Annotated in this window: 23 protein-coding genes; 13 read left to right on the top strand and 10 right to left on the bottom strand. The window is 70.6% G+C overall.

What is annotated here, in order from left to right:
- Nucleotides 1-115: 115 nt before the first annotated feature.
- Nucleotides 116-541 (bottom strand): YjbQ family protein, encoded by a 426-nt coding sequence (locus OG448_RS27520; protein ID WP_405557726.1) that lies wholly within the window; start codon nt 539-541, stop codon nt 116-118.
- A 122-nt stretch (nt 542-663) separates the two neighbouring features.
- On the opposite strand from OG448_RS27520, the gene OG448_RS27515 reads away from it, so the two are divergent.
- The 5 genes from OG448_RS27515 (at nt 664) to OG448_RS27495 (ending at nt 4727) form a co-directional block, all read left to right on the top strand.
- The gene (locus OG448_RS27515; protein WP_343235472.1) at nt 664-747 is read left to right on the top strand and encodes a putative leader peptide; all 84 of its coding nucleotides are present in this window, start codon (nt 664-666) and stop codon (nt 745-747) included.
- A gap of 143 nt (nt 748-890) precedes the next feature.
- A complete protein-coding gene (locus OG448_RS27510; RefSeq protein WP_405557724.1) occupies nt 891-1760 on the top strand; it encodes an ABC transporter permease in 870 nt (289 codons plus the stop codon).
- On the top strand, nt 1733-2488 hold the full coding sequence (locus OG448_RS27505) for an ABC transporter ATP-binding protein (protein ID WP_405557722.1): 756 nt from the start codon (nt 1733-1735) through the stop codon (nt 2486-2488). The genes OG448_RS27510 and OG448_RS27505 overlap by 28 nt, the downstream gene beginning before the upstream one ends.
- 51 nt (nt 2489-2539) lie before the next feature.
- Nucleotides 2540-3553, top strand: a complete 1014-nt coding sequence (locus tag OG448_RS27500) for an ABC transporter substrate-binding protein (RefSeq protein WP_405558996.1) — start codon at nt 2540-2542, stop codon at nt 3551-3553.
- Nucleotides 3554-3569: 16 nt separating this feature from the next.
- Complete coding sequence (locus tag OG448_RS27495) at nt 3570-4727, top strand: LLM class flavin-dependent oxidoreductase (protein ID WP_405557720.1); 1158 nt, start codon at nt 3570-3572, stop codon at nt 4725-4727.
- 39 nt (nt 4728-4766) lie between these two features.
- Here OG448_RS27495 and mltG read toward each other — a convergent pair whose 3' ends face one another.
- Together mltG and OG448_RS27485 are read right to left on the bottom strand one after the other, a co-directional pair.
- Nucleotides 4767-5645 (bottom strand): endolytic transglycosylase MltG, encoded by an 879-nt coding sequence (mltG, locus tag OG448_RS27490; RefSeq protein ID WP_405557719.1) that lies wholly within the window; start codon nt 5643-5645, stop codon nt 4767-4769.
- A gap of 82 nt (nt 5646-5727) precedes the next feature.
- On the bottom strand, nt 5728-7503 hold the full coding sequence (locus OG448_RS27485; RefSeq protein WP_405557717.1) for an ABC transporter ATP-binding protein: 1776 nt from the start codon (nt 7501-7503) through the stop codon (nt 5728-5730).
- A gap of 142 nt (nt 7504-7645) precedes the next feature.
- On the opposite strand from OG448_RS27485, the gene OG448_RS27480 reads away from it, so the two are divergent.
- The 5 genes from OG448_RS27480 (at nt 7646) to OG448_RS27460 (ending at nt 12958) form a co-directional block, all read left to right on the top strand.
- Entirely contained in the window at nt 7646-8092 is a 447-nt protein-coding gene (locus OG448_RS27480) for a MarR family transcriptional regulator (RefSeq protein WP_391298274.1), read from the top strand.
- Between the two features lie 208 nt (nt 8093-8300).
- Nucleotides 8301-10160, top strand: a complete 1860-nt coding sequence (locus OG448_RS27475; RefSeq protein ID WP_405558994.1) for an ABC transporter transmembrane domain-containing protein — start codon at nt 8301-8303, stop codon at nt 10158-10160.
- A complete protein-coding gene (locus tag OG448_RS27470; protein ID WP_405557716.1) occupies nt 10157-11938 on the top strand; it encodes an ABC transporter ATP-binding protein in 1782 nt (593 codons plus the stop codon). Before OG448_RS27475 ends, OG448_RS27470 begins: the two co-directional genes overlap by 4 nt.
- A gap of 243 nt (nt 11939-12181) precedes the next feature.
- Nucleotides 12182-12652: a DUF5709 domain-containing protein gene (locus OG448_RS27465; RefSeq protein ID WP_405557714.1), complete on the top strand. Its 471-nt coding sequence runs from the start codon at nt 12182-12184 to the stop codon at nt 12650-12652.
- 42 nt (nt 12653-12694) lie between these two features.
- Nucleotides 12695-12958 (top strand): type B 50S ribosomal protein L31, encoded by a 264-nt coding sequence (locus tag OG448_RS27460; RefSeq protein ID WP_350906180.1) that lies wholly within the window; start codon nt 12695-12697, stop codon nt 12956-12958.
- Nucleotides 12959-12981: 23 nt separating this feature from the next.
- On the opposite strand, the gene OG448_RS27455 is transcribed toward OG448_RS27460, so the two are convergent.
- The gene (locus tag OG448_RS27455; protein ID WP_405557713.1) at nt 12982-13776 is read right to left on the bottom strand and encodes a metal-dependent hydrolase; all 795 of its coding nucleotides are present in this window, start codon (nt 13774-13776) and stop codon (nt 12982-12984) included.
- A gap of 145 nt (nt 13777-13921) precedes the next feature.
- Between OG448_RS27455 and OG448_RS27450 the strand changes: the two genes are divergently transcribed.
- Both OG448_RS27450 and OG448_RS27445 read left to right on the top strand, forming a co-directional pair.
- Nucleotides 13922-16435, top strand: coding sequence for a DUF3516 domain-containing protein (locus OG448_RS27450; RefSeq protein ID WP_405557711.1), 2514 nt, complete (start codon nt 13922-13924; stop codon nt 16433-16435).
- A 19-nt stretch (nt 16436-16454) separates the two neighbouring features.
- On the top strand, nt 16455-17321 hold the full coding sequence (locus OG448_RS27445) for an acyl-CoA thioesterase (protein WP_405557709.1): 867 nt from the start codon (nt 16455-16457) through the stop codon (nt 17319-17321).
- Here OG448_RS27445 and OG448_RS27440 read toward each other — a convergent pair.
- Nucleotides 17308-18372, bottom strand: a complete 1065-nt coding sequence (locus OG448_RS27440) for a DUF6397 family protein (RefSeq protein WP_405557708.1) — start codon at nt 18370-18372, stop codon at nt 17308-17310. The genes OG448_RS27445 and OG448_RS27440 overlap by 14 nt on opposite strands.
- 126 nt (nt 18373-18498) lie before the next feature.
- Complete coding sequence (locus tag OG448_RS27435; protein WP_405557706.1) at nt 18499-18912, bottom strand: roadblock/LC7 domain-containing protein; 414 nt, start codon at nt 18910-18912, stop codon at nt 18499-18501.
- 92 nt (nt 18913-19004) lie between these two features.
- Between OG448_RS27435 and OG448_RS27430 the strand changes: the two genes are divergently transcribed.
- Nucleotides 19005-19433 carry a PPOX class F420-dependent oxidoreductase gene (locus OG448_RS27430; RefSeq protein WP_405557705.1) on the top strand — a complete coding sequence of 143 codons (429 nt, stop codon included), beginning with the start codon at nt 19005-19007 and terminating at the stop codon, nt 19431-19433.
- Between the two features lie 7 nt (nt 19434-19440).
- On the opposite strand, the gene OG448_RS27425 is transcribed toward OG448_RS27430, so the two are convergent.
- The 4 genes from OG448_RS27425 to OG448_RS27410 form a co-directional block, all read right to left on the bottom strand.
- Nucleotides 19441-20043 carry an ATP/GTP-binding protein gene (locus tag OG448_RS27425; RefSeq protein ID WP_329009052.1) on the bottom strand — a complete coding sequence of 201 codons (603 nt, stop codon included), beginning with the start codon at nt 20041-20043 and terminating at the stop codon, nt 19441-19443.
- Between the two features lie 190 nt (nt 20044-20233).
- Nucleotides 20234-20647: a DUF742 domain-containing protein gene (locus OG448_RS27420; RefSeq protein ID WP_391298257.1), complete on the bottom strand. Its 414-nt coding sequence runs from the start codon at nt 20645-20647 to the stop codon at nt 20234-20236.
- 18 nt (nt 20648-20665) lie between these two features.
- Nucleotides 20666-21103, bottom strand: a complete 438-nt coding sequence (locus tag OG448_RS27415) for a roadblock/LC7 domain-containing protein (RefSeq protein WP_350750437.1) — start codon at nt 21101-21103, stop codon at nt 20666-20668.
- Entirely contained in the window at nt 21100-23613 is a 2514-nt protein-coding gene (locus OG448_RS27410; protein ID WP_405557703.1) for a nitrate- and nitrite sensing domain-containing protein, read from the bottom strand. The genes OG448_RS27415 and OG448_RS27410 overlap by 4 nt, the downstream gene beginning before the upstream one ends.

Raw genomic sequence — 23613 nt, 5'->3', positions numbered from 1 at the left:
GTGGCACGTGGCCCGGGTCCGTCGAAACCGCCTTGTTGCGCCTCGGAATGCCATTGGACGGACGCGTCAGCCGCAGGTCCGTGCTGGCCGTCCCGGGAACCCCGTCCGACGTGAATCACTGGCCAAGGAAGCTCAACCGCACCTGACGGTTGGGGTTGTCCTTGTTCGTGTCCACCAGGCAGACCGACTGCCACGTACCCAGCTCCAGGCTGCCGCCGATGACGGGGAGGGTGGCGTGCGGCGGGACGATCGCGGGGAGTACGTGGTCGCGGCCGTGGCCGGGGCTGCCGTGGCGGTGCTGCCAGCGGTCGTCGGCCGGGAGCAGGGTGTGCAGCGCGGTGAGCAGGTCGTCGTCGCTGCCGGCGCCGGTCTCGATGACGGCGACGCCGCAGGTCGCGTGGGGAACGAAGATGTTGAGCAGGCCATCGCGGCCCGCCGCGACCTCGCCCAGGAAGTGTTCGCACTCCTGAGTGAGGTCCACGACCCGCTCACGGGAGCCGGTGGCGACGTCGAGCACGCGCGTGGTGAAGGCATCTGACATGCCTCCATCCTCACCCACCGTTCGCGTTTCACGCCTTCCGGCACGGCTGTTCGCCGAGACGGGCAGTCCACTGACCGAGACACCGTTGACCGGCGAACGCCCGCCTGGCTACGTTCACCGGCATGTCGCGTTCAGCCCTGCTCACCACGCGCGGTCACATCGACCTGCTGCGGGTGGCCTCCGCCGCGTGTCGCCCCGGCCGCTGACGCCTTTCTCTCGTTCCACCCCCGCCCTCCCTCCGGGCCGCCTCGCGCTCCCCGCCCGCCGCACGTGACCCTCCGCTGAGCCGAGGGCGCCGTGGCGGCGACGGGCGCATCCTCGTTCCCGCTCTCCACCCTGTGGAGCACCCATGAGCATCAGCCATGCCCCACCGCATCCATCCGACGCGGCGGGCACAGCCAAGCTGCCCGCCGCCCCCGCCCTGCAACGCCTCGTCCCCGCCTCCTCCCGGCGCTCCCGGCTCCCCCGCTGGCTGCGCCGCACCACCGGCCCGCTCGCCCTTCTCATCTTGTGGCAAGTGCTCAGTGCCACAGGGGTGTTGGCACCCGACGTGCTCGCCTCACCGGACCGGATAGCCCAGGTCGCCGGTGATCTGATAGCCGACGGCTCGCTGCCCTCGGCCATGGCCATCTCCCTGCAACGCGTCGCCGCCGGGCTGGTCCTCGGCACCGTCGTCGGTACTGGACTCGCCCTGATATCAGGGCTGTTCCGCATCGGAGAGGACGTGGTCGACGCGCCGGTGCAGATGTTGCGAACCGTGCCGTTCGTGGGCCTGATCCCGCTGTTCATCATCTGGTTCGGCATCGGCGAGACCCCCAAGATCGCCATCATCACGCTCGGCGTGACCTTCCCGCTCTATCTGAACGTCTACGCGGGCATTCGCGGGGTCGACTCCCAACTCATCGAGGCAGGTGAGTCGTTGGGGCTCTCCCGCTGGGGTCTCGTCCGCCATGTGGTGCTGCCGGGGGCCCTGCCCGGCGCGCTCACCGGCCTGCGTTACTCCCTCGGCATCGCCTGGCTCGCCCTGGTCTTCGCCGAACAGGTCAACGCCGACTCCGGCATCGGCTTCCTGATGGTCCAGGCCCGCGACTTCCTGCGGACCGACGTGATCGTGGTCTGCCTGATCGTCTACGCATTCCTCGGCCTCCTCGCCGATTTCATCGTCCGCTCCCTCGAAAGGCTGTTGCTGCGATGGCGACCGACGTTCACGGGCCGGTGAGCCCCGCGACCACGCCGGTCGCCCAGGCCGTCCATGTCGAGGGGCTGACCCGCGCCTTCGACGGGCGCGCCGTCATCGACGACCTCCATCTCGACCTCGCGCCGGGCGAGTTCGTCGCCCTGCTCGGCCGCAGCGGTTGCGGCAAATCCACGCTGCTCCGGGTGCTCGCCGGGCTCGACCGGGACATCGACGGCACGGTACTGGTCCCCCGCCGCCGCGCGGTCGCCTTCCAGGCACCCCGGCTCATGCCGTGGAAGCGGGTGTGGCGCAACGTCCTGCTCGGCCTGCCCGGCAAGCTCGAACGCGCCTTGGCCGAGCGGGCGTTGGAGGAGGTCGGGCTCGGCCACCGGGTGAACGCCTGGCCGAAGACCCTCTCCGGCGGCGAGGCCCAGCGCGTCTCCCTCGCGCGTGCCCTGGTCCGTGAGCCCGATCTCCTGCTGCTGGACGAGCCGTTCGGTGCCCTGGACGCGCTCACCCGCATCAACGCACAGCGTCTGGTGGGTGAGTTGTGGCAGCGCCGGGGCTGCGCTGTCCTGCTCGTCACGCACGACGTGGAAGAGGCCGTACTGCTCGCCGACCGCGTCCTGGTGATGGACGGCGGCCGCATCGCGCACGAGCAGCGCGTCGAACTCGACCGGCCCCGTGAACTCACCGACCCCCGCTTCGCCGCGATCCGCGCCGATCTGCTGGGCCGCCTCGGCGTCACGCCGGCGGTCGAAGCGGCCTGAACCTCCCCCGTCCCCTCGCACCATGACCCTCGCACCATGAACGGAACCTTCATGCGACGACTCCTGGTCCCCGCAGCGCTGCTCCTCCCCCTGACCCTCCTGCTCACGTCCTGCGGTGGGGACTCCGCCGCCGACACGGGCGCGCGGATCGACGGCTCGGGCTCCGTCACCCTCGCCGTCGGCGACCAGAAGGGCGGCTCCGAGGCCATCCTGCGGGCCGCCGGGGAGCTGAAGAACCTTGACTACCGGATCAAGTGGTCGACCTTCACCTCCGGACCACCCCTGCTGGAGGCGGTCAACGCCGGGGCCGTGGACGTCGGCGGCGTCGGCAACACCCCGCCCGTCTTCGCGGCGGGCGCCGACTCCAAGATCTCGGTGGTGGCCGCCTGGCACGGTAGGTCCCGAGGCGACACCATCCTCGTCCGCAACGACTCCGAGCTGACCAGCCCGAAGCAGCTCAAGGGCAAGTCCGTGGCCGTCGCCCAGGGCTCCTCCGCCCACTACCAACTGGTCGCCTCCCTCGAAGCCGCCGGGCTCCGTCTCAAGGACATCAAGGTCAAGTACCTCCAGCCCGCCGACGCGCTCGCCGCGTTCAACTCCGGCAAGGTCGACGCCTGGGCGGTCTGGGACCCGTACACCTCGCAGGTCCTCCAGGGCAAGCAGGGCCGGGTGCTCACGACCGGCGACGGTGTCACCAACGGCCTCTCCTTCCAGGTCGCCTCGCCCGCCGCGCTGCGGAACTCCAAAAAGGCCGCCGCCGTCAAGGACTACCTGGCCCGGCTGCGGCGCGCGCAGGACTGGGTGCACAGCCATCAGGCGGAGTGGGCCAAGGTGTGGGCGAAGGACACCGGTCTGCCGTACGACGTGGCGCTCGCCTCCGTACGCCGGACCAACGCCACGCGTGTCGCCGTCGCCGTGGACAAGCCCCTCGTCGCCTCCGAGCAGCGGATCGCCGACACCTTCACCGAGCTGAACCTCATCCCGAAGAAGGTCGACTTCGGCGACTTCGTGGACCCGCGCTTCAACGGCGACCTGCCGCCCTCCACCACTCCGGCCGAGCACTGACACGGGAGGCCCCCTCATGACCGTACGACTCCACTGGTTCCTGCCGACCGGCGGCGACGGCCGCACGCTCGTCGACCGGCACGCCTACGGCTCCAACATCGGCCGCGAGACCCGCGGTCTGCGCACCCCCGACATCGAGTACCTGGCGCAGATAGCCAAGGCGGCCGAGCAACTGGGCTTCGAGGCGGTACTCACCCCGACCGGCACCTGGTGCGAGGACGCCTGGCTGACCACGGTGGCCCTCGCCCAGCACACCGAACGCCTGAAGTTCCTGGTCGCCTTCCGCCCGGGCCTGCTCTCGCCCACCCTGGCCGCCCAGATGGCCGCGACCTACCAGCGCCTGACCCGCGGACGGCTCCTGCTCAACGTCGTCACCGGCGGCGACTCCGCCGAACAGCGCCGCTTCGGTGACCACCTCGACCACGACCGGCGCTACGAACGCACCGACGAGTTCCTGTCCGTCGTACGCGGCGTCTGGCAGGGCGAGCCCTACGACTTCCACGGCGCCCACTACGACGTGGACGGCGGCCTCACCTCCCTCCCGCCGGACCCGGTCCCGGAAATCTTCTTCGGCGGCTCCTCCCAGGCCGCCGGTCCGGTGGCCGCCCGCCACGCCGATGTGTATCTGACCTGGGGCGAGCCGCCGGCCCAGGTGAAGGAGAAGATCGACTGGATTCGGTCGCTGGCCGAGCGGGAGGGGCGCACGGTCCGGTTCGGCATCCGGCTGCACACCATCTCCCGCGACTCCTCCGCCGACGCCTGGTCGACGGCGAACCGTCTCCTCGACGACCTGGACTCCGACACCATCGCCGCCGCCCAGGCCGCCCTGGGACGCAGCGAGTCGGTCGGCCAGCGGCGGATGCTGGAGCTGCACGGCGGCTCCCGCGACCAGTTGGAGATCTACCCCAACCTCTGGGCGGGCGTCGGCCTGGTCCGGGGCGGCGCGGGCACCGCCCTGGTCGGCAGCCATGCGGAGGTCGCCGACCGGATCGAGGAGTACCACGCCCTCGGCGTCGAACACTTCGTGCTCTCCGGATATCCGCATCTGGAGGAGGCGTACTGGTTCGGTGAGGGCGTGATCCCCGAACTGGCCGCCCGCGGGCTGCTGCCCCCCGACACGGCATCCCGGGCCACCGGGCGCCCGGCTCCGCTCCTGGTCGCCCGCGGCCGCTGAGCCCGCCGGGCATCGCTCACCCCTGGCCGCCCCGGCCGCTCACTGGGGCGGCCGGGTGACGGGGCTGTGGCTCCCGGACGGCGTGCTCGACCGGGCACCGGCCTGTTGCTGGGCGTTGAAGTCGGCCACGTTCCGCAGATGCTGGGTGTAGTCGGCGGTGAAACGGGTGTCGCCGGGCTTGACGGTGACGAAGTACAGCCAGTCCCCCTTCGGCGGGTTGATCACCGCCCGCATGGCGTCCTCGCCGGGGTTGTCGATCGGCGTCGGCGGCAGCCCCATGCGCTGGTAGGAGTTGTACGGGCTCTCGATCCGGGTGTCGTTGATGCTCGTGTGGACGGTGTTGCGCTTCAGGGCGTAGTTGAGGGTCGAGTCCATCTGGAGGGGCATCCCGCGCTCCAGCCGGTTGAAGACGACGCGGGCCACCTTCCCCATGTCACTCTTGGTGGCCGCCTCGGCCTGCACGATGCTGGCGACGGTGACGGCTTCGTAGACGTTCATCGCGTTCCGCTGCGCTCCGGCCGCGACCGGTGCGCCGTTGAACCGCCGGTTGGCCGTCTCGACCATCTGCCGGAGCAACGACTCGGCGGTGGTGTCGTCGGTGAGGGTGTAGGTCGCCGGGAACAGATAGCCCTCCGGGTTTCCCTCGGCGGCGGACTCCAGCTTGAGACCCGCCTTGGCGACGGTCTTGCGGGCACTGCCGGGCGGCAGTACGAGCGCCTTGTCGATCGCGTCGTAGATCTGGCTCGCGCGCCAGCCCTCCGGGATGACCAGGGTGGTGGGTTCGTCGTCCCCGAATCCTCCCAGGCTCAGCGGCACCACCACGGCGGTGCCGGCCAGGACGGCGCCGATCCCGACGAGGGCGAGCCTGCCCCGGCGCGTCAGTCGCATCATGCTCCGTGACCGAGTCTTCGTGTGCATGCGGGCACGGTAATACGCGTATGACCGCAAACCCGACATATCTTCAGCTTGTCGGCTTCCGATCGCTCGTCATGACGGCATGTCAGCCGGTGGGTTCGAGCTGAGCGTCCCGGCGCACCAGCGCCGCATAGCGTCCGTCGCGCTCCAGCAGTTCGTCGTGCGTGCCCAGTTCGGCGACCCGGCCGGAGTCGAGGACGGCTATCTGGTCGGCGTCCCGGACGGTTGAGAGCCGGTGGGCGATGGTGATGGTGGTCCGGTCGGCCGACAGGGCGTCGATCGCTTCCTGGACCGCCGCCTCGGTGCGGGTGTCCAGGGCGCTGGTCGCCTCGTCGAGGATGAGGACGGGCGGGTCGCGCAAGATGGTGCGGGCGATGGCCAGGCGCTGCTTCTCTCCACCGGAGAACCGGTGTCCGCGTTCGCCGACGATGGTGTCGTATCCGTCCGGCAGGGCGGTGATGTGGTCGTGGATCTGGGCGGCTCGGGCCGCCGTGTGCAACTCGTCGTCGGTGGCGTCGGGTTTGGCGAAGCGGAGGTTGTCGGCGACGGAAGCGTGGAAGAGGTACGTCTCCTGCGCGACGACGCCGACCGCGCGGGCGAGGGTGTCGAAGTCGAGGTCGCGGACGTCCACGCCGTCCACGGTGACGCGGCCTCCGGTGACGTCGTACAGCCGGGGCACCAGACAGCCGAACGTCGACTTGCCCGCACCGGTCGGCCCCACCACGGCGAGGCTCCCCCCGGAGGGCACGGTGAGGTCGATGCCGTCGAGGACCGGGCCGCTCTTGTCGTCGTACCGGAACTCGACCCCCTCGAAGCGGACCTCGCCCTTGATGTCGTCGAGGTGGACGGGGTCCACGCGCTCGGTGATGTCTATGGGCAGGTCGAGGTACTCGAAAATGCGCTGGAAGAGCGCGAGGGACGTCTGGATCTGGACGCCGGTGGACAACAGGCTCACCGCGGGCCGGAACAGCCCCTGCTGGAGCGAGACGAAGGCGACCAGCGTGCCCAGCGAGACCCCGGGGCCGCCGAACTGGAGAGCCAGACCCGCGGCCCAGTAGATGAACGCGGGCATCGCCGCCATGACGATGGTGATCACGGCCATGCGCCAGCGGCCCGCCATGCTCGCCCTGACCTCCAGGTCGACCAGGCGCTCGGACTCCTCGGCGAAGCCGGCGGTCAGCGAATCGGAGCGGCCCATGGTGCGGCCGAGCAGGATGCCGCTGACGGACAGCGACTCGGTGACGGTGGCGGCCATGACGGCCATCTGTTTCTGCCGTCGGGTGGTGATCTTCTTGCGTTCGTCCCCGACCCGGCGGCTGATCCACACGAAGACCGGGAGCAGCACCAGCGAGACGATCGTGAGCCGCCAGTCGAGGGCGACCATCGCCACGATCGTGGCGACCACGCTGGTGGTGTTGGAGACCAGGGAGGTGGCGGTGGAGGTGACGGTCGCCTGCATCCCGCCGATGTCGTTGGCGATGCGGGACTGCACCTCGCCGGTGCGGGTGCGGGTGAAGAAGGCGAGGGACATCCGCTGGAGGCGGCCGTAGACGGCGGTGCGCAGGTCGTGCATGACGCGCTGGCCGACGGTGGTCGAGATCAGCGTCTGGAGGACGCCGAAGACGCTGGAGAGGACCGCACTGAGGATCATGCCGAGCGCGAGCAGGCTCAGCAGTCCGGTGCGGCCCTGCGGGATGGCGACGTCGAGGATCTCGCGCAGGAGGAAGGGTGTGGCCACCGAGACCAGCGAGGAGGCGCCGACCAGCAGGCCGACGACGGCGAGCCGGCCGCGGTAGGGACGGAAGAGTTTGAGGATGCGGCGCACCTGCCGGGGTTGCTCCCCCGTGTCAGGAGGCGGCATCCAGGACGTTTCTCGTTCGAGGCTCAAAGGACTCCTAGGAAGGCAAGAAGGGCCGGACCGACGGGCGGCCGACTCTGGCTCATTGAGCGTAGCTCATTGTTACCTGTACTCACAATGAACAAGGTCCTGATATTGTTCCCGCATGTCTACCCCAGATCCCGAGGGTGTGCTCGCCGAGCAGTTGCTGCGGCTGACCCGCCGGGTGTACCGCATCCAGAAGCGCCATCTCGAGTGGCGTGATCTGGGCGTCACTCCCGCCCAGTCCCGTCTGCTACGCACTCTCGCGCACTACGACTCACCGCCGCGCATGGCCGATCTCGCCCAGCGCCTCGAAGTGGTGCCGCGTGCGGTGACGACCCTGGTCGACGGCCTCGAAGCACACGGCAAGGTCCGCCGAGTGCCGGACCCCTCCAACCGGAGGGTCACCCGGATCGAGCTGACGGACGAGGGCCGCGCCACCTTGAGCGAGCTGCACGGAGCACGCCGTTCCGCCGCAGAGGAGATCCTCGCCCCGCTGACCGAGAAGGAGCGGCAGGTGCTCGGCGTCCTGCTGGACACCCTGGTCGACGGCGACACCCCGAAGCGGTGAATCCTCCGCCCGCCTCCCCCGCCATCCGCCCGGCGTTGAACCGGGTCTAGCGGGGCGGCGGCGCCTGGCTGGAACGCGGTGACGGTCATGCCACACCGGAAAAACCGTTTGAAATTCACCTCCGCGCAAGGCGAACCTTTCACGGCTTGCCGCCGCCTCCGGGTGTCGCCGCAGCATGCCCTTCCCTGACACGAGCCACTGGGACGCCATGCAGATCCAAGACCTTCCGTACTCAGATCCAGGCGTACCCGACGCGCGGTCCGGACCCCGCCTGCTGTGGTGGCTCGGGCGCAACCAGTTGGGCGGGCAGTGCGGGGCGCTGCTGTGGGGCATGCTCCACTTCACCTCGGTCTGCGCCCTGCCCTTCTGTGTCGGCCTGGCCGTTCAGGCGGCTGTGGACCGTTCCGCCGATCGGCTCGCCTTGACGGGCGGTCTGATGCTGCTGTGCGGTACGGCCATCGCGGTGGGTGACACCTTCCTGCACCGCGCCGCCGTCACCAACTGGATCACGGCGGCCGCCCGCCTCCAGCAACTTCTGGCACGCAAGGCCGCTCACCTGGGCTCCGCACTGACGCGACGCGTCGCGGCGGGTGAAGTGGTCACCGTTTCCACGGGTGACGTGGAGAAGATCGGATGGTTCGTCGAGGCGGTGTCCCGCTTCACCGCGGCCGCGCTGACGGTCGTGGCGGTCTGCGTCGCGCTGTTGATCTACCAGCCGGCTCTGGGTGTGGTCGTGGCCGTGGGCCTGCCGGTGGTCGCGCTCGCGGTGCTGCCGCTGCTGCCCAAGGCCACCAGCCGGGCCGACGTTCAGCGCGAGAAGGCCGGCCGCGCGACCGAACTGGCCTCGGACACCGTGGCCGGGCTGCGGGTGCTGCGGGGCATCGGCGGCGAGGACCTGTTCCTCGACCGCTATCGCCGCGCCTCGCAGGAGGTCCGGCACGCCGCCGTGCGCAGCGCCCGGATGTGGTCGGTCATCTCTGCCCTCCAGGTATTGCTGCCTGGCCTGCTGCTGATCGTGGTCGTCCTGCGTGGTGTCCAACTGGCTCGCGAGGGCCGGATCACGGTCGGTGAGCTGGTCACCGTCTACAGCGCGGTCATGATCGTCAATTATCCGCTGCGGCACTTCGTCGAGATCGCCATGGCGTACTCCTTCTCCCGGCCCTCCGCCCAACGGGCCGCGCGAGTGCTGTCGTTGGAACGCCTCACGGATACCGAGGGCTCGGGCGCGACCGAGCTGCCGGGCGGCGACCTGTTCGATCCGGCTACCGGTTTGCGCGCCCCCGCCCTTGGGTTCACCGCGGTGGTGTGCGGCGATCCCGACTTGGCAGGGCGCCTGGCAGATCGCCTGGGTGGCCACGCCGCCGAGCCCGGCCGGTCGGTACTGCTCGGCGGAGTGCCGCTGGACGAGCTTCCTCTCGACCAGGCCCGCACCGCCGTCCTGGTCCAGGACAAGGACCCGGTGCTGCTGTCCGGCACCCTGCGCGAACTCCTCGACGTCCCCGCCTCCGGCACCGTCCGCGCGGAGGACGCGCTGGCGGCCGCCCAGTGCGCGGACGTGCTGGACGCCCTGGTGCAAGGGTCGCTGGACGCGTCCGACCCGATGGACGCACGGATCACCGAGCGCGGACGCTCCCTGTCCGGCGGCCAGCGCCAGCGTCTCGCCCTGGCCCGCTCCCTCGTCGCCGATCCAGAGGTTCTGGTCCTGGACGAACCGACCTCCGCCGTGGACTCGCACACCGAGGCGAGGATCGCGGACGGTCTGCGCCGGCTGCGCTCGGGCCGTACGACCGTGGTGCTCACCTCCTCACCGTTGCTGCTGGACCGCGCCGATGAGGTCGTCTTCCTCCACGAGGGCCAGGTCGCGGCGACCGGCAAACACCGCGAGCTCATCGGCACCGATCCCCGGTACCGCGCCGTCGTGACGCGTGAGACCGAGGACGAGCAGCGTGAGTCAGCCGCCAACGACACCGCAGCCCCGCCTCCCTCACAGGAACGGCCGGACACCTCCGACGGAGCCGCTCTCCTGGGCGCTCTCGAACCGCTCGAAGAGATCGAGGAGAGCGCATGATCGGCGTAGCGCCACCGGCCCACGACCCGGCAGCCCCGACGACCGCCACCACCCTGCCCGTCGGTGCGGCGTCGACCGTGCGCGACTATGTGGCGGAGCTGTTCCGCCGTCATCGCCGGGCCTTCCTGTTGCTCATCGGCGTCAACACCGTCGCGGTCATCGCCTCCATGGTGGGGCCGTACCTGCTCGGCGGCCTGGTGGAACGCGTCGCCGACCGGGCTTCCGACCTTCAACTGGGCCTGACCGTCGGCCTCTTCGTACTCGCGTCGACAGTGCAGGCGCTCTTCACGCTGCAAGTGCGGCTGCGCGGCGCGATGCTCGGCGAGCAGATGCTGGCCGACCTGCGCGAGGACTTCCTCGTCCGCTCGGTCCGGCTGCCTCCGGGTGTGCTGGAACGGGCCGGGACGGGCGACCTGCTCTCCCGCATCACGACCGACATCGACCGGCTGTCCAACGCCATGCGGGAGGCCGTTCCCGAGTTGGCGATCGGTGTCGTGTGGGCGCTTCTGCTGCTCGGTGGCCTCGTCGTCACGGCCCCGCCGCTCGCGGCCGCCGTCCTGCTCGCAGTGCCGGTGCTGGTGGCCGGATGCCGCTGGTACTTCAAGCGCGCCCCCTCCGGCTACCGCTCGGAGGCCGCCGGATACGCGGCCGTCGCCGCCGCGCTCGCCGAGACGGTGGACGCCGGCCGCACCATCGAGGCCCACCGCCTCGGCGCCCGCCGCGTCGCTCTCTCGGACCGGCGGGTCAAGGAATGGACCGCGTGGGAGCAGTACACGTTGTGGCTGCGCTCGGTGTTGTTCCCCGTGATCAACGCCGTTCACATCATCGTGCTGGGTTCTGTCCTCATGGTCGGCGGTGTCTTCGTCCTGCGGGGCTGGATGGACGTGGGGCAGCTCACCACGGGCGCGCTGATCGCCCAGATGCTGGTCGACCCGATCAATCTCATCCTGCGCTGGTACGACGAGGTGCAGGTCGCCCAGGTGTCGCTGGCCCGGCTCGTCGGAGTACGGGACATCGAGCCGGACGCCGGTGACGCGTCGCTGGTGCCGGACGGGCGGGACGTGGACGCCGACCGGGTGCACTTCGGTTACCGCGAGGGCGTCGACGTGCTGCGCGCGGTTTCCCTGCGGGTCCCGCCGGGCACCCGGCTGGCGCTGGTCGGCCCCTCGGGCGCGGGCAAGTCCACTCTGGGCAGGCTGCTCGCCGGTGTCTACGCACCTCGGGACGGCCATGTCACCCTGGGCGGCGCCGAGCTGTCCGGGATGCCGGCCGAACGCGTCCGGTCGCATGTCGCCCTCGTCAACCAGGAGCACCACGTCTTCGTCGGCTCCCTGCGCGACAACCTTCTGCTGGCCCGCACCGAGGCACGCGACGCCGAGCTGTGGGCGGCACTGGGCGCGGTCGACGCGGACACCTGGGCGCGGGCGCTGGAGGCGGGGCTGGACACCGAGGTCGGTTCCGGTGGTCTCCCGCTGACCCCGGCGCAGGCCCAGCAGATCGCGCTGGCCCGGCTGGTGCTGGCCGACCCGCACACGCTGGTGCTGGACGAGGCGACCTCGCTCCTCGATCCGCGCGCCGCCCGGCACCTGGAGCGTTCGCTGTCCCGTGTCCTCGACGGGCGCACGGTGGTCGCCATCGCCCACCGTCTGCACACCGCCCATGACGCCGATGTGATCGCGGTCGTCGAGAACGGCCGCATCAGCGAGCTGGGCAGCCATGACGACCTGGTCGCGGCGGACGGAGCCTATGCGGCGCTCTGGCGTTCCTGGCACGGGTGAGGGCCGGTCCACCGGACCAAGACGGAACCGGGTGGCGCGGCGGGTCGGCGGCCGCCTCTTCCCCGCTACCCAGCGTTGCCGTTGCGCGGTCCCGAATGGGGGTGGAAGGCTGGATACAGGCACCGGGCCCGGAATCCGGGGGACGTTTTCCCGGCCGTTCCGTGGGACAGGAGGGCCATGTGTGCCGATGGGCCCGCCCCCGTTCTCACGGCGTCGGGTCGTGCTTACCGGATGGAGGTCCACGTGAACAGCGCCGACGGATGGGGTGACGACGTCTACCAGCCCGACCCCGACGAGATCCCGGAGGACTCGGGGGTGCTCGACGTCGAGGACACGTTGGACGACGACGGTGTCGATGATCCCCTCGACCGGGGCTGGTCCCCTCCCGAGCGGCCCTGGGCGGTCGAGCACACCGGGGTGACGGCGGCGGAACGCGAGGCCGGCGAAACGCTCGACCAGCGGCTCGCCGAGGAGCTGCCCGATTCGGCCGTCCCCGACGGCGACGGCCTCGGCGACTGCGAAGGCACCGATGGCGAACTGCTCGACAACGAGGTCGGGCTCCGCCGTTCCGGTCGCCTGGTCGCTCCCGACGAGGGCGTGCATGAGGACGACGAGAGCGCGCTCGTGGCCACCGACGTCGGCATCGACGGCGCCGCCGCCTCCGCCGAGGAGGCCGCCGTCCACATCGTCGACGAGAACCCCCTTCCCGGCTGATCCGGAAGCCTCCCGCCCCACCCACCCGTGCGAGGAGCCGCCATGCAGCAGGACAAGCAGCCCGCGTACCGCCCGGTCGTCTTCCGCGACCGCTCGGCGGGCTACGCCTTCCTCACCCGGTCCACCGCCGGCAGCGAGCAGACCATCGAGTGGGACGACGGCGAGACGTACCCGGTGATCGACGTGGAGATCTCCTCGGAGAGCCACCCCTTCTACACCGGCAAGGCCCGCACGCTGGACAGCGAGGGCCGCATCGACCGGTTCGAGCGCCGGTACGGCGGGCAGCGCCCGGACGCGAGCGCCTGACGAGGAGCGGCTCGGCCGGGGAGTCAGATGAAGTTGAGCGCCGCCGCGCCGCCCACTCCGCCGAGCAGCATGAACGCGGGCATCAGCACCCGCAGCTCGACCCAGCTCCCCGCCCGGAAGCGCAGCACCTTCGGCGGCCCGACCGGGTACCAGCGCTTGCGGCCGACGGGGATGGGCCACAGGACGGGGCAGCCGGAGACGGTCAGCGCGTCCCCGATGTCGTGGACCAGGGCGCCCAGCACGACCGGCAGGCCCAGCCACATGTACGCCTGGCCCGGCTCGCTGAACAGCCAGTCGGCGCCCTGGCCGGGCTTGTCCAGCATCCCCGCCAGAATCCAGGCACTGGTCGCCGCGAGCAGCCAGACCAGCACATCGCTGCTGGAACCACGTGCCGCTCGCCACAGCAGGCCCTCGATGGCCAGCACCATGTGCACGAACAGGATGGCCAGGACGCCCCAGCGGCCACAGGTGATCGCCACCACGGAGCTGCCCACCCCGATCAGGACCGCCCACAGCCAGGTGTGCGTGAGGGTGCGGTGACCGCCCGTGCGGCGCGCGTCGCCCGGCTTCCGGGTGGCCTTGTAGACGGCGTACGACAGCTTGTCGACGATCTCGCAGACCCAGCCGGACACCGGTCCGAAGGCCCGCGAGATGGTGGCCGCCTTGTGGTCCAGGTCGGGGGCGAGGGCAGCGCCCGCACAGACCAGGGAACCCACCAGCAGGACCGGCCAGGGCATCGGGTACCCGAAGGCGGCGGCCGCCGCTCCGACACCGAGCCAGGCGGCGGCCCCCGACAGTGAGTGTGCTGGTCCCATCATGGCCGCGTCCCGCCCTATTCCTCGTGTGCCGCTGTCCAGTTGACCTGCGGTGCTGATGATCCGTCGGCGACACAGCGTAGCCTCCATGATCTTGACGCCCGCAGCCGATTCCCCGGTTGACCGCATGGGCAGGCAAGATGGGGGCGTGACCCTCATCGATCAGCTCCCGCGGACCGCCGACCCCGACGCCCTGTACGAAAACTTCGAGTCGTGGGCCCAGGATCGCGGCCTCACCCTCTATCCCCACCAGGAAGAGGCGCTGATCGAGGTGGTGTCCGGGGCGAACGTGATCGTCTCGACGCCCACCGGTTCCGGCAAGAGCATGATCGCCGCCGGCGCGCACTTCGCGGCGCTGGCCCGTGACGAGGTCACCTTCTACACCGCTCCGATCAAGGCCCTGGTGTCGGAGAAGTTCTTCGAACTGTGCAAGATCTTCGGCACCGAGAACGTGGGCATGCTGACCGGCGACGCCTCCGTGAACGCCGACGCGCCCGTAATCTGCTGCACGGCCGAGGTACTGGCGTCCATCGCGCTGCGGGACGGCAAGGACGCGGACATCGGCCAGGTCGTGATGGACGAGTTCCACTTCTACGCGGAGGGCGACCGCGGCTGGGCCTGGCAGATCCCGCTGCTGGAGCTGCCGCAGGCCCAGTTCATCCTGATGTCGGCCACGCTCGGTGACGTGTCCTTCTTCGAGAAGGACCTCACCCGCCGCACCGGGCGCCCCACCGCGGTCGTCCGTTCGGCCACCCGCCCGGTACCGCTCTCCTACGAGTACCGGCTCACCCCGCTCACCGAGACGCTCACCGAACTGCTGGAGACCCGGCAGGCTCCGGTGTACATCGTGCACTTCACGCAGGCGCAGGCCGTGGAACGGGCGCAGGCGCTGATGAGCATCAACATGTGCACCCGCGAGGAGAAGGACCGGATCGCCGAGCTGATCGGCAACTTCCGCTTCACCACCAAGTTCGGCCAGAACCTCTCCCGTTACGTACGGCACGGCATCGGCGTCCACCACGCCGGCATGTTGCCCAAGTACCGGCGCCTGGTGGAGAAGCTGGCCCAGGCCGGTCTGCTGAAGGTCATCTGCGGCACGGACACCCTCGGCGTCGGCGTCAACGTGCCCATCCGCACGGTGCTGTTCACGGCTCTGACCAAGTACGACGGGAACCGGGTGCGCACGCTGCGAGCCCGCGAGTTCCACCAGATCGCGGGACGGGCGGGACGCGCCGGCTTCGACACCGCCGGACTCGTCGTCGCGCAGGCGCCCGAGCACGTCATCGAGAACGAGAAGGCCCTCGCCAAGGCGGGGGACGACGCGAAGAAGCGCCGCAAGGTGGTGCGCAAGAAGGCTCCGGAGGGCTTCGTCGGCTGGACGGAGAACACCTTCGAGAAGCTGATCGCGTCCGAGCCCGAGCCGCTGACCTCGCGGTTCCGGGTGACGCACACCATGCTGCTGTCGGTGATCGCCCGGCCGGGCAACGCCTTCGAGGCGATGCGCCATCTGCTGGAGGACAACCACGAGCCGCGCAAGCAGCAGCTCCGGCACATCCGCCGTGCGATCGCCATCTACCGCTCGCTGCTGGACGGCGGCATCGTCGAGAAGCTCGACAAGCCGGACGCCGAGGGCCGCATCGTCCGTCTCACGGTCGATCTCCAACAGGACTTCGCGCTCAACCAGCCGCTGTCCACCTTCGCGCTCGCGGCCTTCGAACTCCTCGACCCCGAGTCGCCCTCCTACGCCCTCGACATGGTGTCCGTGGTCGAGTCCACCCTGGACGACCCGCGTCAGATCCTCGCCGCCCAGCAGAACAAGGCGCGCGGTGAGGCCGTGGCCCTGATGAAGGCGGACGGTGTCGAGTACGAGGAGCGCATGGAGCGGCTCCAGGACATCAGCTACCCCAAGCCGATGGAGGAGCTGCTCTTCCACGCCTACGACACCTATCGCAAGAGCCACCCCTGGGTCGGCGACCACCCGCTGTCGCCGAAGTCGGTCGTCCGCGACATGTACGAGCGCGCCCTGTCCTTCACGGAACTGGTCTCCCTCTACGAGCTCGCCCGCACCGAGGGCATCGTGCTGCGCTACCTCGCCAGCGCCTACAAGACCCTCGACCACACCATCCCGGACGACCTGAAGTCCGAGGACCTCCAGGACCTCATCGAGTGGCTCGGTGAGATGGTCCGCCAGGTCGACTCCAGCCTCCTGGACGAGTGGGAGCAGCTCGCCAACCCGGAGGTGATGACCGCCGAGGAGGCCCAGGAGAAGGCCGACGAGGTGAAGCCGGTCACCACCAACGCCCGCGCCTTCCGCGTGCTGGTCCGCAACGCCCTCTTCCGCCGCGTGGAGCTGGCCGCCCTCGACCAGGTCGACGAACTCGGCGAGTTGGACGCCGATTCCGGCTGGGACGCGGACGCGTGGGGCGAGGCCATGGACAAGTACTGGGACGAGTACGAGGACCTCGGCACCGGCCCCGACGCCCGCGGCCCCAAGCTGCTGGTGATCAAGGAGGAGCCGCAGGACAAGCTGTGGCGCGTCCGTCAGATCTTCGACGACCCGAATGGTGACCACGACTGGGGCATCAGCGCGGAAGTCGATCTCGCCGCTTCCGACGCGGAGGGCCGTGCGGTCATCCGTGTCACCGATGTCGGCCAGTTGTGAGCACAGGAGAAACCCACCGATGACGAATCCGGCCGAGAGCCTGGTCGATCTGCTCGACCTGGAGCAGATCGAGGTCAACATCTTCCGCGGCCGTAGCCCGCAGGAGTCCCTCCAAAGGGTCTTCGGCGGCCAGGTGGCGGGCCAGGCGCTGGTCGCCGCGGGGCGCACCACGGAAGGCGACCGCCCCGTGCACTCGCTGCACGCGTACTTCCTGCGTCCGGGCCGGCCGGGCGTGCCGATCGTGTACCAGGTGGAGCGGGTCCGTGACGGACGCTCGTTCACCACGCGCCGGGTCACGGCCGTGCAGCAGGGCCGCACGATCTTCAATCTGACCGCCTCCTTTCACAAGCCTGAGGAAGGACCGTTCGAGCACCAGCTCCCGCCCGCCCGTGTCGTGCCGGACCCGGAGTCCTTGCCGCCCGTGGCCGAGGAGATCCGGAAGCATCTGGGCGCACTCCCGGAGCAGTTGGAGCTGATGGCGCGCCGCCAGCCCTTCGACATCCGCTATGTCGACCGGCTGCGCTGGAACGCCGACGAGATCGACGGTGCCGAGCCGCGCAGCGCGGTGTGGATGCGCGCGGTCGGTCCGCTCGGCGACGACCCGCTGATCCACACCTGCGCGCTGACCTACGCGAGCGACATGACCCTGCTCGACGCGGTCCGCATCCCGATCGAGCCGCTGTGGGGTCAGCGGAACTTCGACATGGCGTCGCTGGACCACGCCATGTGGTTCCACCGTCCGTTCCGCGCCGACGAGTGGTTCCTGTACGACCAGGAGTCCCCGATCGCCATCGGCGGCCGTGGCCTGGCCCGCGGGCGCATCTACGACGTGCACGGGCAACTGCTCGTGTCGGTCGTCCAGGAGGGCCTGTTCAGGTCCCTCTAGTGTGATCACCGGCTGGTGTGCTCCGGGGGCTTCTGCGACGTAGCCAGGTCAGCAGCCCTCGGGGCGGTCGCGGCGCATCGGCTCCGGGCCCGGGGTCGCTGCGCGGCAGTGGCAGGGAGGCCGGGGTGTCGGAGCATGCTCGGGCCGTGGCGAGGTCGACCGGTGCTGCCGGGGAGGAAGCTCGCGGTACTGGCGCTGTGGGCACGCGTCGTACACGCGGTCGCCGCGCGGCATGATCCCGCCGGCCCGGAACGGGTGAAGACGCGGACCAAGGTGCCCGTGTCGCTTCCAACTGCCGCGCCAGGTCCGCACTCAGCCAGGCGATCTCGTCCGCGTCCTGCGCGGTGATGATCTGCTCGCCGAGCAGCGCGGAGGGTGATCCAGGGGCGCCGGACTCGGGCAGGGTTGGCCTCTGGCGGTCCAACCTGGCCCGTTCATAAGGGCTTTTGACGATCGCCGCAATCTTGTCGCTCGGCAGGAAGGCGGCGATGGCTCCGGCTCGCGCCCATGGGTCCTCGGCCTGCCGCAGCAGGAATCCGAGGTGGCGTCCCCGCCAGTTCCTCGGGCGCAGGTCGAGCCCGGCCGTCAACTGGCTCCTGAGTGTCTCGGGCATCCTGCCCGTGATCAGATCGGCGTGCTCACCGTTCGCCACGAACTCCCGCAGTTCCTCGGCCAGATACAGCCACACGACGGCTCGGTACCGGTTGAGATAGAAGCGCACCGGCACCAGCAGTCCCAGTCGGGCGAGCCTGGCGAATCTGCCTTCGGAGACGCCCAGGAGCGAGGCGCCCTCCTTGGTGCCCACGACCCGCACCCGCTCGCGCAGCGTCTGGGGAAAGCCGGCCTGCGCCTGGAGGCGGGCGATCTCGGTCCGAGCGACCCGTCGGCCGCCGCTTGCCCCGTCGGACACGATGCGGATGCGGCCCAGCTCGACGGCCAGGTCGAACTCGTAGCGCTTGAGACCCAGTTCCCGAGCGGCGCGGCTCGGTGCGCAGAGCGCGGGGCGCTCCGGGGTCAGGGTGGTCACGGATGCGATGGTGGTTCCCGGCATGGCTCTGCTCCCCCGTGGAGTGGTCGGCTCACGCCCTGCGCGTTCGCCGTGCACACACCGTAGCCATTTCCGTGCACTCCGCGACGGCCCTGTGGATAACCTTCCGCACTCCCGTGAATCCGCAGGTCAGAGATCGGATACCGGAGAGTGTTCGGGCTGCCGGGTGTTCACCCCGAGGTGTTCGCCGACCCGGTTCACGAGCAGCGTCATCTCGTAGGCGATCTGACCGATGTCCGCCTCCGCACCGCTCAGCAGGCACAGGCAACTGCTGGGCCCGGCCGCGGTGACGAAGAGTACGGCGTCGTCGTACTCGATCATGGTCTGCCGGACGCGGCCCGCGCCGAAGTGGCGCCCCGAGCCCTTCGCCAGGCTGTGCAGTCCGGAGGAAACGGCCGCCAGATGCTCCGCGTCCTCGCGCCGTAGTCCGGTGCTCGCCCCGGTGACCAGTCCGTCGTTCGAGAGCACCAGCGCGTGCCGAACGTGGTCCACGCGCTGGGTGAGATCGTCCAGGAGCCAACCCAGTCCCTGGTTCTGCGCCATGTTCGTTCTCCCCGTGTGGCCTCTCCCCCTGGCTGGAGGAGCTTTCCGCAAGCCTTCCCCACGCCCGGCGTCCGGGCAAGCAGGATGGGCTCATGGCACACAAGATGACCGACGAGGAATGGCGGGCGTTCGTCTCGTACGGCACCCGAACCGGCAAGCTGGCGACCGTAAGGGCCGATGGAAGCCCTCATATCGCCCCGATCTGGTTCCTGATCGACGGTGACGAACTGGTCTTCAACACCGGGGAGGAGACAGTGAAAGGGCGCAATCTCGCCCGTGACCCACGGGTCGCGCTCTGCGTGGACGACGACCGGCCGCCGTTCTCGTTCGTGGTGCTGAACGGACAGGCCCGGTTGTCCGAGGATCTGGACGAGATCCGCCGGTGGGCCACCCGGATCGCCGCGCGGTACATGGGCGAGGACCGCGCCGAGGAGTTCGGCGCGCGCAACGGCGTTCCGGGCGAACTGCTGGTGAGGGTGCACATCGACCATGTGGTGGCCGTGCGGGACCTCGCGGACTGAGGCGGCCTCAGCTCACCGAGTCGAGAAGCCGGGCGGTGTGCATGCGCCCGGCGTACTCGACGAGGCGGATCAGCACTTCCTTGCCGGAGTCGCGGTCCCGGGCGTCGCAGAGCACCACGGGCGTGCCCTGGTCCAGGTCGAGAGCGCGCGAGACGTCGTGGGCGCCGTACGGGCGCGCGCCGGGGAAGCAGTTGACGGCGACGACGAACGGGATGCGCCGGTGCTCGAAGTAGTCGACCGCCGGAAAGCAGTCCTCCAGGCGGCGGGTGTCGGCGAGGACCACGGCTCCGAGGGCTCCTTGCGAGAGTTCGTCCCAGATGAACCAGAAGCGGTCCTGGCCCGGGGTCCCGAACAGGTAGAGGGCGAGGCCGGAGCGGATGGTGATGCGGCCGAAGTCCATCGCCACGGTGGTGGTGACCTTGCGGTCCACGCCGTCGGTGTCGTCGACCAGTTGACCCGCCTCGCTGAGCAATTCCTCGGTGCGCAGCGGCCGGATCTCACTGACGGAGCCGACCAGCGTGGTCTTTCCGACGCCGAATCCCCCCGCCACCAGTATCTTCAGCGCCAGGGCGGAGATGTCGTCGGCGGCTTCGACGTGCTCAGAGGCCATGATCACTTCTCTCGGGAGGGCCGGCTGCGGTCGACGTGCTCGGGCATGAGGTCAGCATCATGACAACTTCGACACCGCCTCGGGGGTTCGGACTGAAAAGCACCAGATGTGACCGGCTTCCGGCCGATCGACCACCGGAAGCGTGCGGAACGGCGGCCGAAGAGGCGCCGGGTCGGTCGTGAACGTTCATCTACAGGGCCCGCAACCCTTCGATGACCTCGCGCAGAATCCGCTCGTCCGGCAGATGCGCGGGCGGCACCGGGCGGCTGACGGTGACACAGCCCAGTTCCAGCAGGTCACCCAGGAGCACGCGGACCACACCCACGGGCAGGTCCGCGTCGGCCGCGAGTTCAGCGACCGACTGTGTCTCGGTGCGGCACAGCTCGATCAGGGTCCGGTGTTCCGGACCCAGGGCGCTGCCGTCGTCCATTCCCGGCGCGGCTGGGTCGAGGGTGACCAGGGCGATGAGGTCGAAAGGCACCCCGGTCGGGCCGGGCTGGGTGCGTCCGCCGGTCATGGCGTAGGGCCGCACCAGGGGTCCGGCCTCGCCGTCGTACCACTGGCTGCCCTCGTCGCGAAGGTCGCCCGGCGGGTTCTCGGTCATCTGTTCCGGCCTTCCCGGTCAGCCTGCCGCGGGCGGCCGTGAGGCGACGCGCGGTGCCGCGTAGAGGTGTTCGCCCACGCGTCTGACCAGGCGTGCCATCTCGTAGGCGACCAGGCCGATGTCGGCCGTGGCGGCCGTGAGGACGGCGAGGCAGGAGCCGTCGCCGGCGGAGACCACGAAGAGGAAGGCGTCGTCCAGCTCCACCATGGTCTGGCGGACGCCGCCCGCGCCGAAGTGGCGTCCTGTGCCCTTGGCCAGGCTGTTGAAGCCGGACGCGACGGCGGCCAGGTGCTCCGCGTCGTCGCGGCCGAGGCCGGTGGAGGCGCCGACCGCGAGGCCGTCGTTGGACAGCACGACGGCGTGGCGGACTTCACCCACCCGCCTGACCAGGTCGTCCAGGAGCCAGTCGAGTTCGCCGGATCGCTGGTTCGCGGTCGTGTTCGGCTCCTGGATCATGCGGGTTCTCCTTCGGTGCTGTCGCTGCCCGTTGCGGGCGCTGGTGCGACACGGCCGGGACGGCGGCCGCCGCCGCGTACCCAGCCGTCGCGGTAGGCCGCCATGCGGTCCCGCACGATTTCCGGGGTGCGCCCTTCGTCATTGGGTGGTTCGGGTTCCGCTGCCGGTTCGGCGGGGCGCTCCTTGCGGAGCTGGGGCGCGAGGCTGGCCTGGCGCACGCGGCGCGGGAGGTCGTCCGAGGATGCGGCCTCGGTGGGCGGACGGTGGGGCCTCAAGGTGCTGACTCCGGGAGGCGGTGTGTCGGGGACGGGTTCCGCCGGCGGCGGCACGGTGGCGGCCAGGGCGGGTCGCTCGCTCTGGGTGGTCACCGCGGCCGGGGCGGGCACCTCGGGCACGCGCGCGTACTCACGTGCCGGCTCCTGAGGGGCCGGGGGTGCCTCGGCGGGTTGCTGCGAGGTTCCTTGGTGGACCAGTGCGGTGGGTAGCAGCACGACCGCGGTGGTGCCGCCGTACGGGGAGGTGCGCAGGTGCACCTTGATGCCCTGGCGGGCCGCGAGTCGGCTGACCACGAAGAGGCCGAGGCGGTCGCTGTCGAAGAGGTCGAGGGCCTCGGACTGCTCTATGCGCCGGTTGGCCTCCACGAGCGTCTCGGCACTCATGCCGAGCCCCCGGTCCTCGACCTCGAGGACGTAGCCGTTGCCGACCGGCTCACCGGACACGCGCACGCGCGTGTGAGGCGGCGAGAACTGGGCGGCGTTCTCGACCAGCTCCGCGAGCAGGTGCGTGAGGTCGGCCACGGCCGCCCCGATGACGGCCGCCTCGGGGAGCTGACGGACCTCGACACGCGCGTAGTCCTCGATCTCGGAGACGGCCGCGCGAACGACGTTGGTCAGGGACACCGGCATGCGCCAGGCCCGGCCGGGTGCCGCTCCGGAGAGGATGATCAGACTTTCGGCGTGGCGCCGCATGCGCGTGGTGAGGTGGTCGAGCCGGAACAGGTCGCTCAGCTCGTTCGGGTCGTCGGAACGGCGCTCCATGCTGTCCAGCAGACTGAGCTGGCGGTGGACCAGCACCTGGCTGCGACGGGCGAGGTTGACGAAGACCCCGGAGATGCCGCTGGCGAGTTCGGCGCGTTCGACGGCGGCGTGCAGGGCGGCTCGGTGCACGGTCGTCAGGGCCTCCGCCACCTGCCCGGTCTCGTCCTCGGCGGGCGGTCCGGCGGGCGCCTCGGCCCGGATGTCGATCTCCGCACCGGCGCGGAGTTTCCGCATGGCCGCCGGGAGTTTACGGCGGGCGATCTCCAGAGCGTCGTTGCGCAGACTCACCAGCTCGACCACCAGCGCGCGTCCGATCCGGACCGAGATCACGAGCGAGGCGACGACCGCGGCCAGGCCGAAGAGCACGGCGGCGCCAGCCGGACTCAGCACGCCGTGCGTGAACGGGTCGGCGCGGCCCGCGACCGCCCGGCTCGTGGCCGCCGCGATGGTGCTCATGTCGGCCCGCACGCGCGCGTGGGCGGTGGCCCAGGCCGAACCGGGCGCCGTGTCGACCGCCTTGGCACCGGAGCCGGCGGCGAGGACGCGGTCCTCGGTCGCGGTGAGGGCGAGGTAGGCGCTGCCGTGGGCGACGCGGTTCCAGGCGGCACGCTGGGCGGCGGGCAGGTCGGCGACGGCGACCAGGGTGAGGGCGCGCCGGTTGGCGACGGCACCGTCCAGCAGCAGGGCACGCCGGCCACGGAGCGTGTCGTCCGGACGCGTGCTGCCGAGGACTGCGTTCTCCTGGGCCAGTGCTTCGGCGGCCCGGGAGAATTCGAGCAGCACGCGCGCGTCGGAGCCGATATCGGCACGCTGGATGCCGGAGAGCGCTCCGTCCACGGCGAACGCGGCGTCGATGGTCCTGGAATACCGGTCGTACGCCTTCGCCCAGTCCGCCTTGCGGCCGAGCACGGCGGTCCGCAGCGCGCGGAGCTGCTCGACGCCGTCGACGAAGGTCTCCAGGCGGCTGCCGACTCCTGCGGGGAGCTGCTGACCGGCGGCGACGGTGCTGTCGTCACCGAGTCGCAGCTTCGCCACCGCCCGGTCGGTGGAGGCCGCGAGACCGCGAAGGTCGTTCCCGCGTGCCGCGTCCGGTTCGGCGGCGTACCGCACGGCGGCGGCCCGTTCGGCCTGCAGCGCGGCGACGGCGACCGCGACGGGCGTACGCAGCTCGGCGTCGACGCGCTGGGACTGGCGCAGCCCGGACACGTCCTGAGCGGTGGTCACGGTGGCGTACGCCCACAGCGCGAGGAGCGAGACCACCGGCACCATCAGGAGGCAGACCACCTTGGCGCGCACGGTCCGGGGGCGCATGTGCCAGCGGCCCGGGCGTGGGGGCGTGTAGTCCGGCGCCATGTCGAGGTACGCCTCGGGGCCCTCGTCGGCCGGGGGCCCGGCGTGTGCGCGCCGGCCGCGCGGCGGGGTCGGGGACTGCGCCGGTGGTCCGGCCTTCGGGGTGCTACGGGGTGGGCGCAT

The sequence above is a fragment of the Streptomyces sp. NBC_01171 genome, assembly GCF_045039805.1.
Classification (GTDB): domain Bacteria; phylum Actinomycetota; class Actinomycetes; order Streptomycetales; family Streptomycetaceae; genus Streptomyces.
Note: the sequence above shows the minus strand (reverse complement) of the source record. Positions and strands in the feature narration are given on the sequence as shown.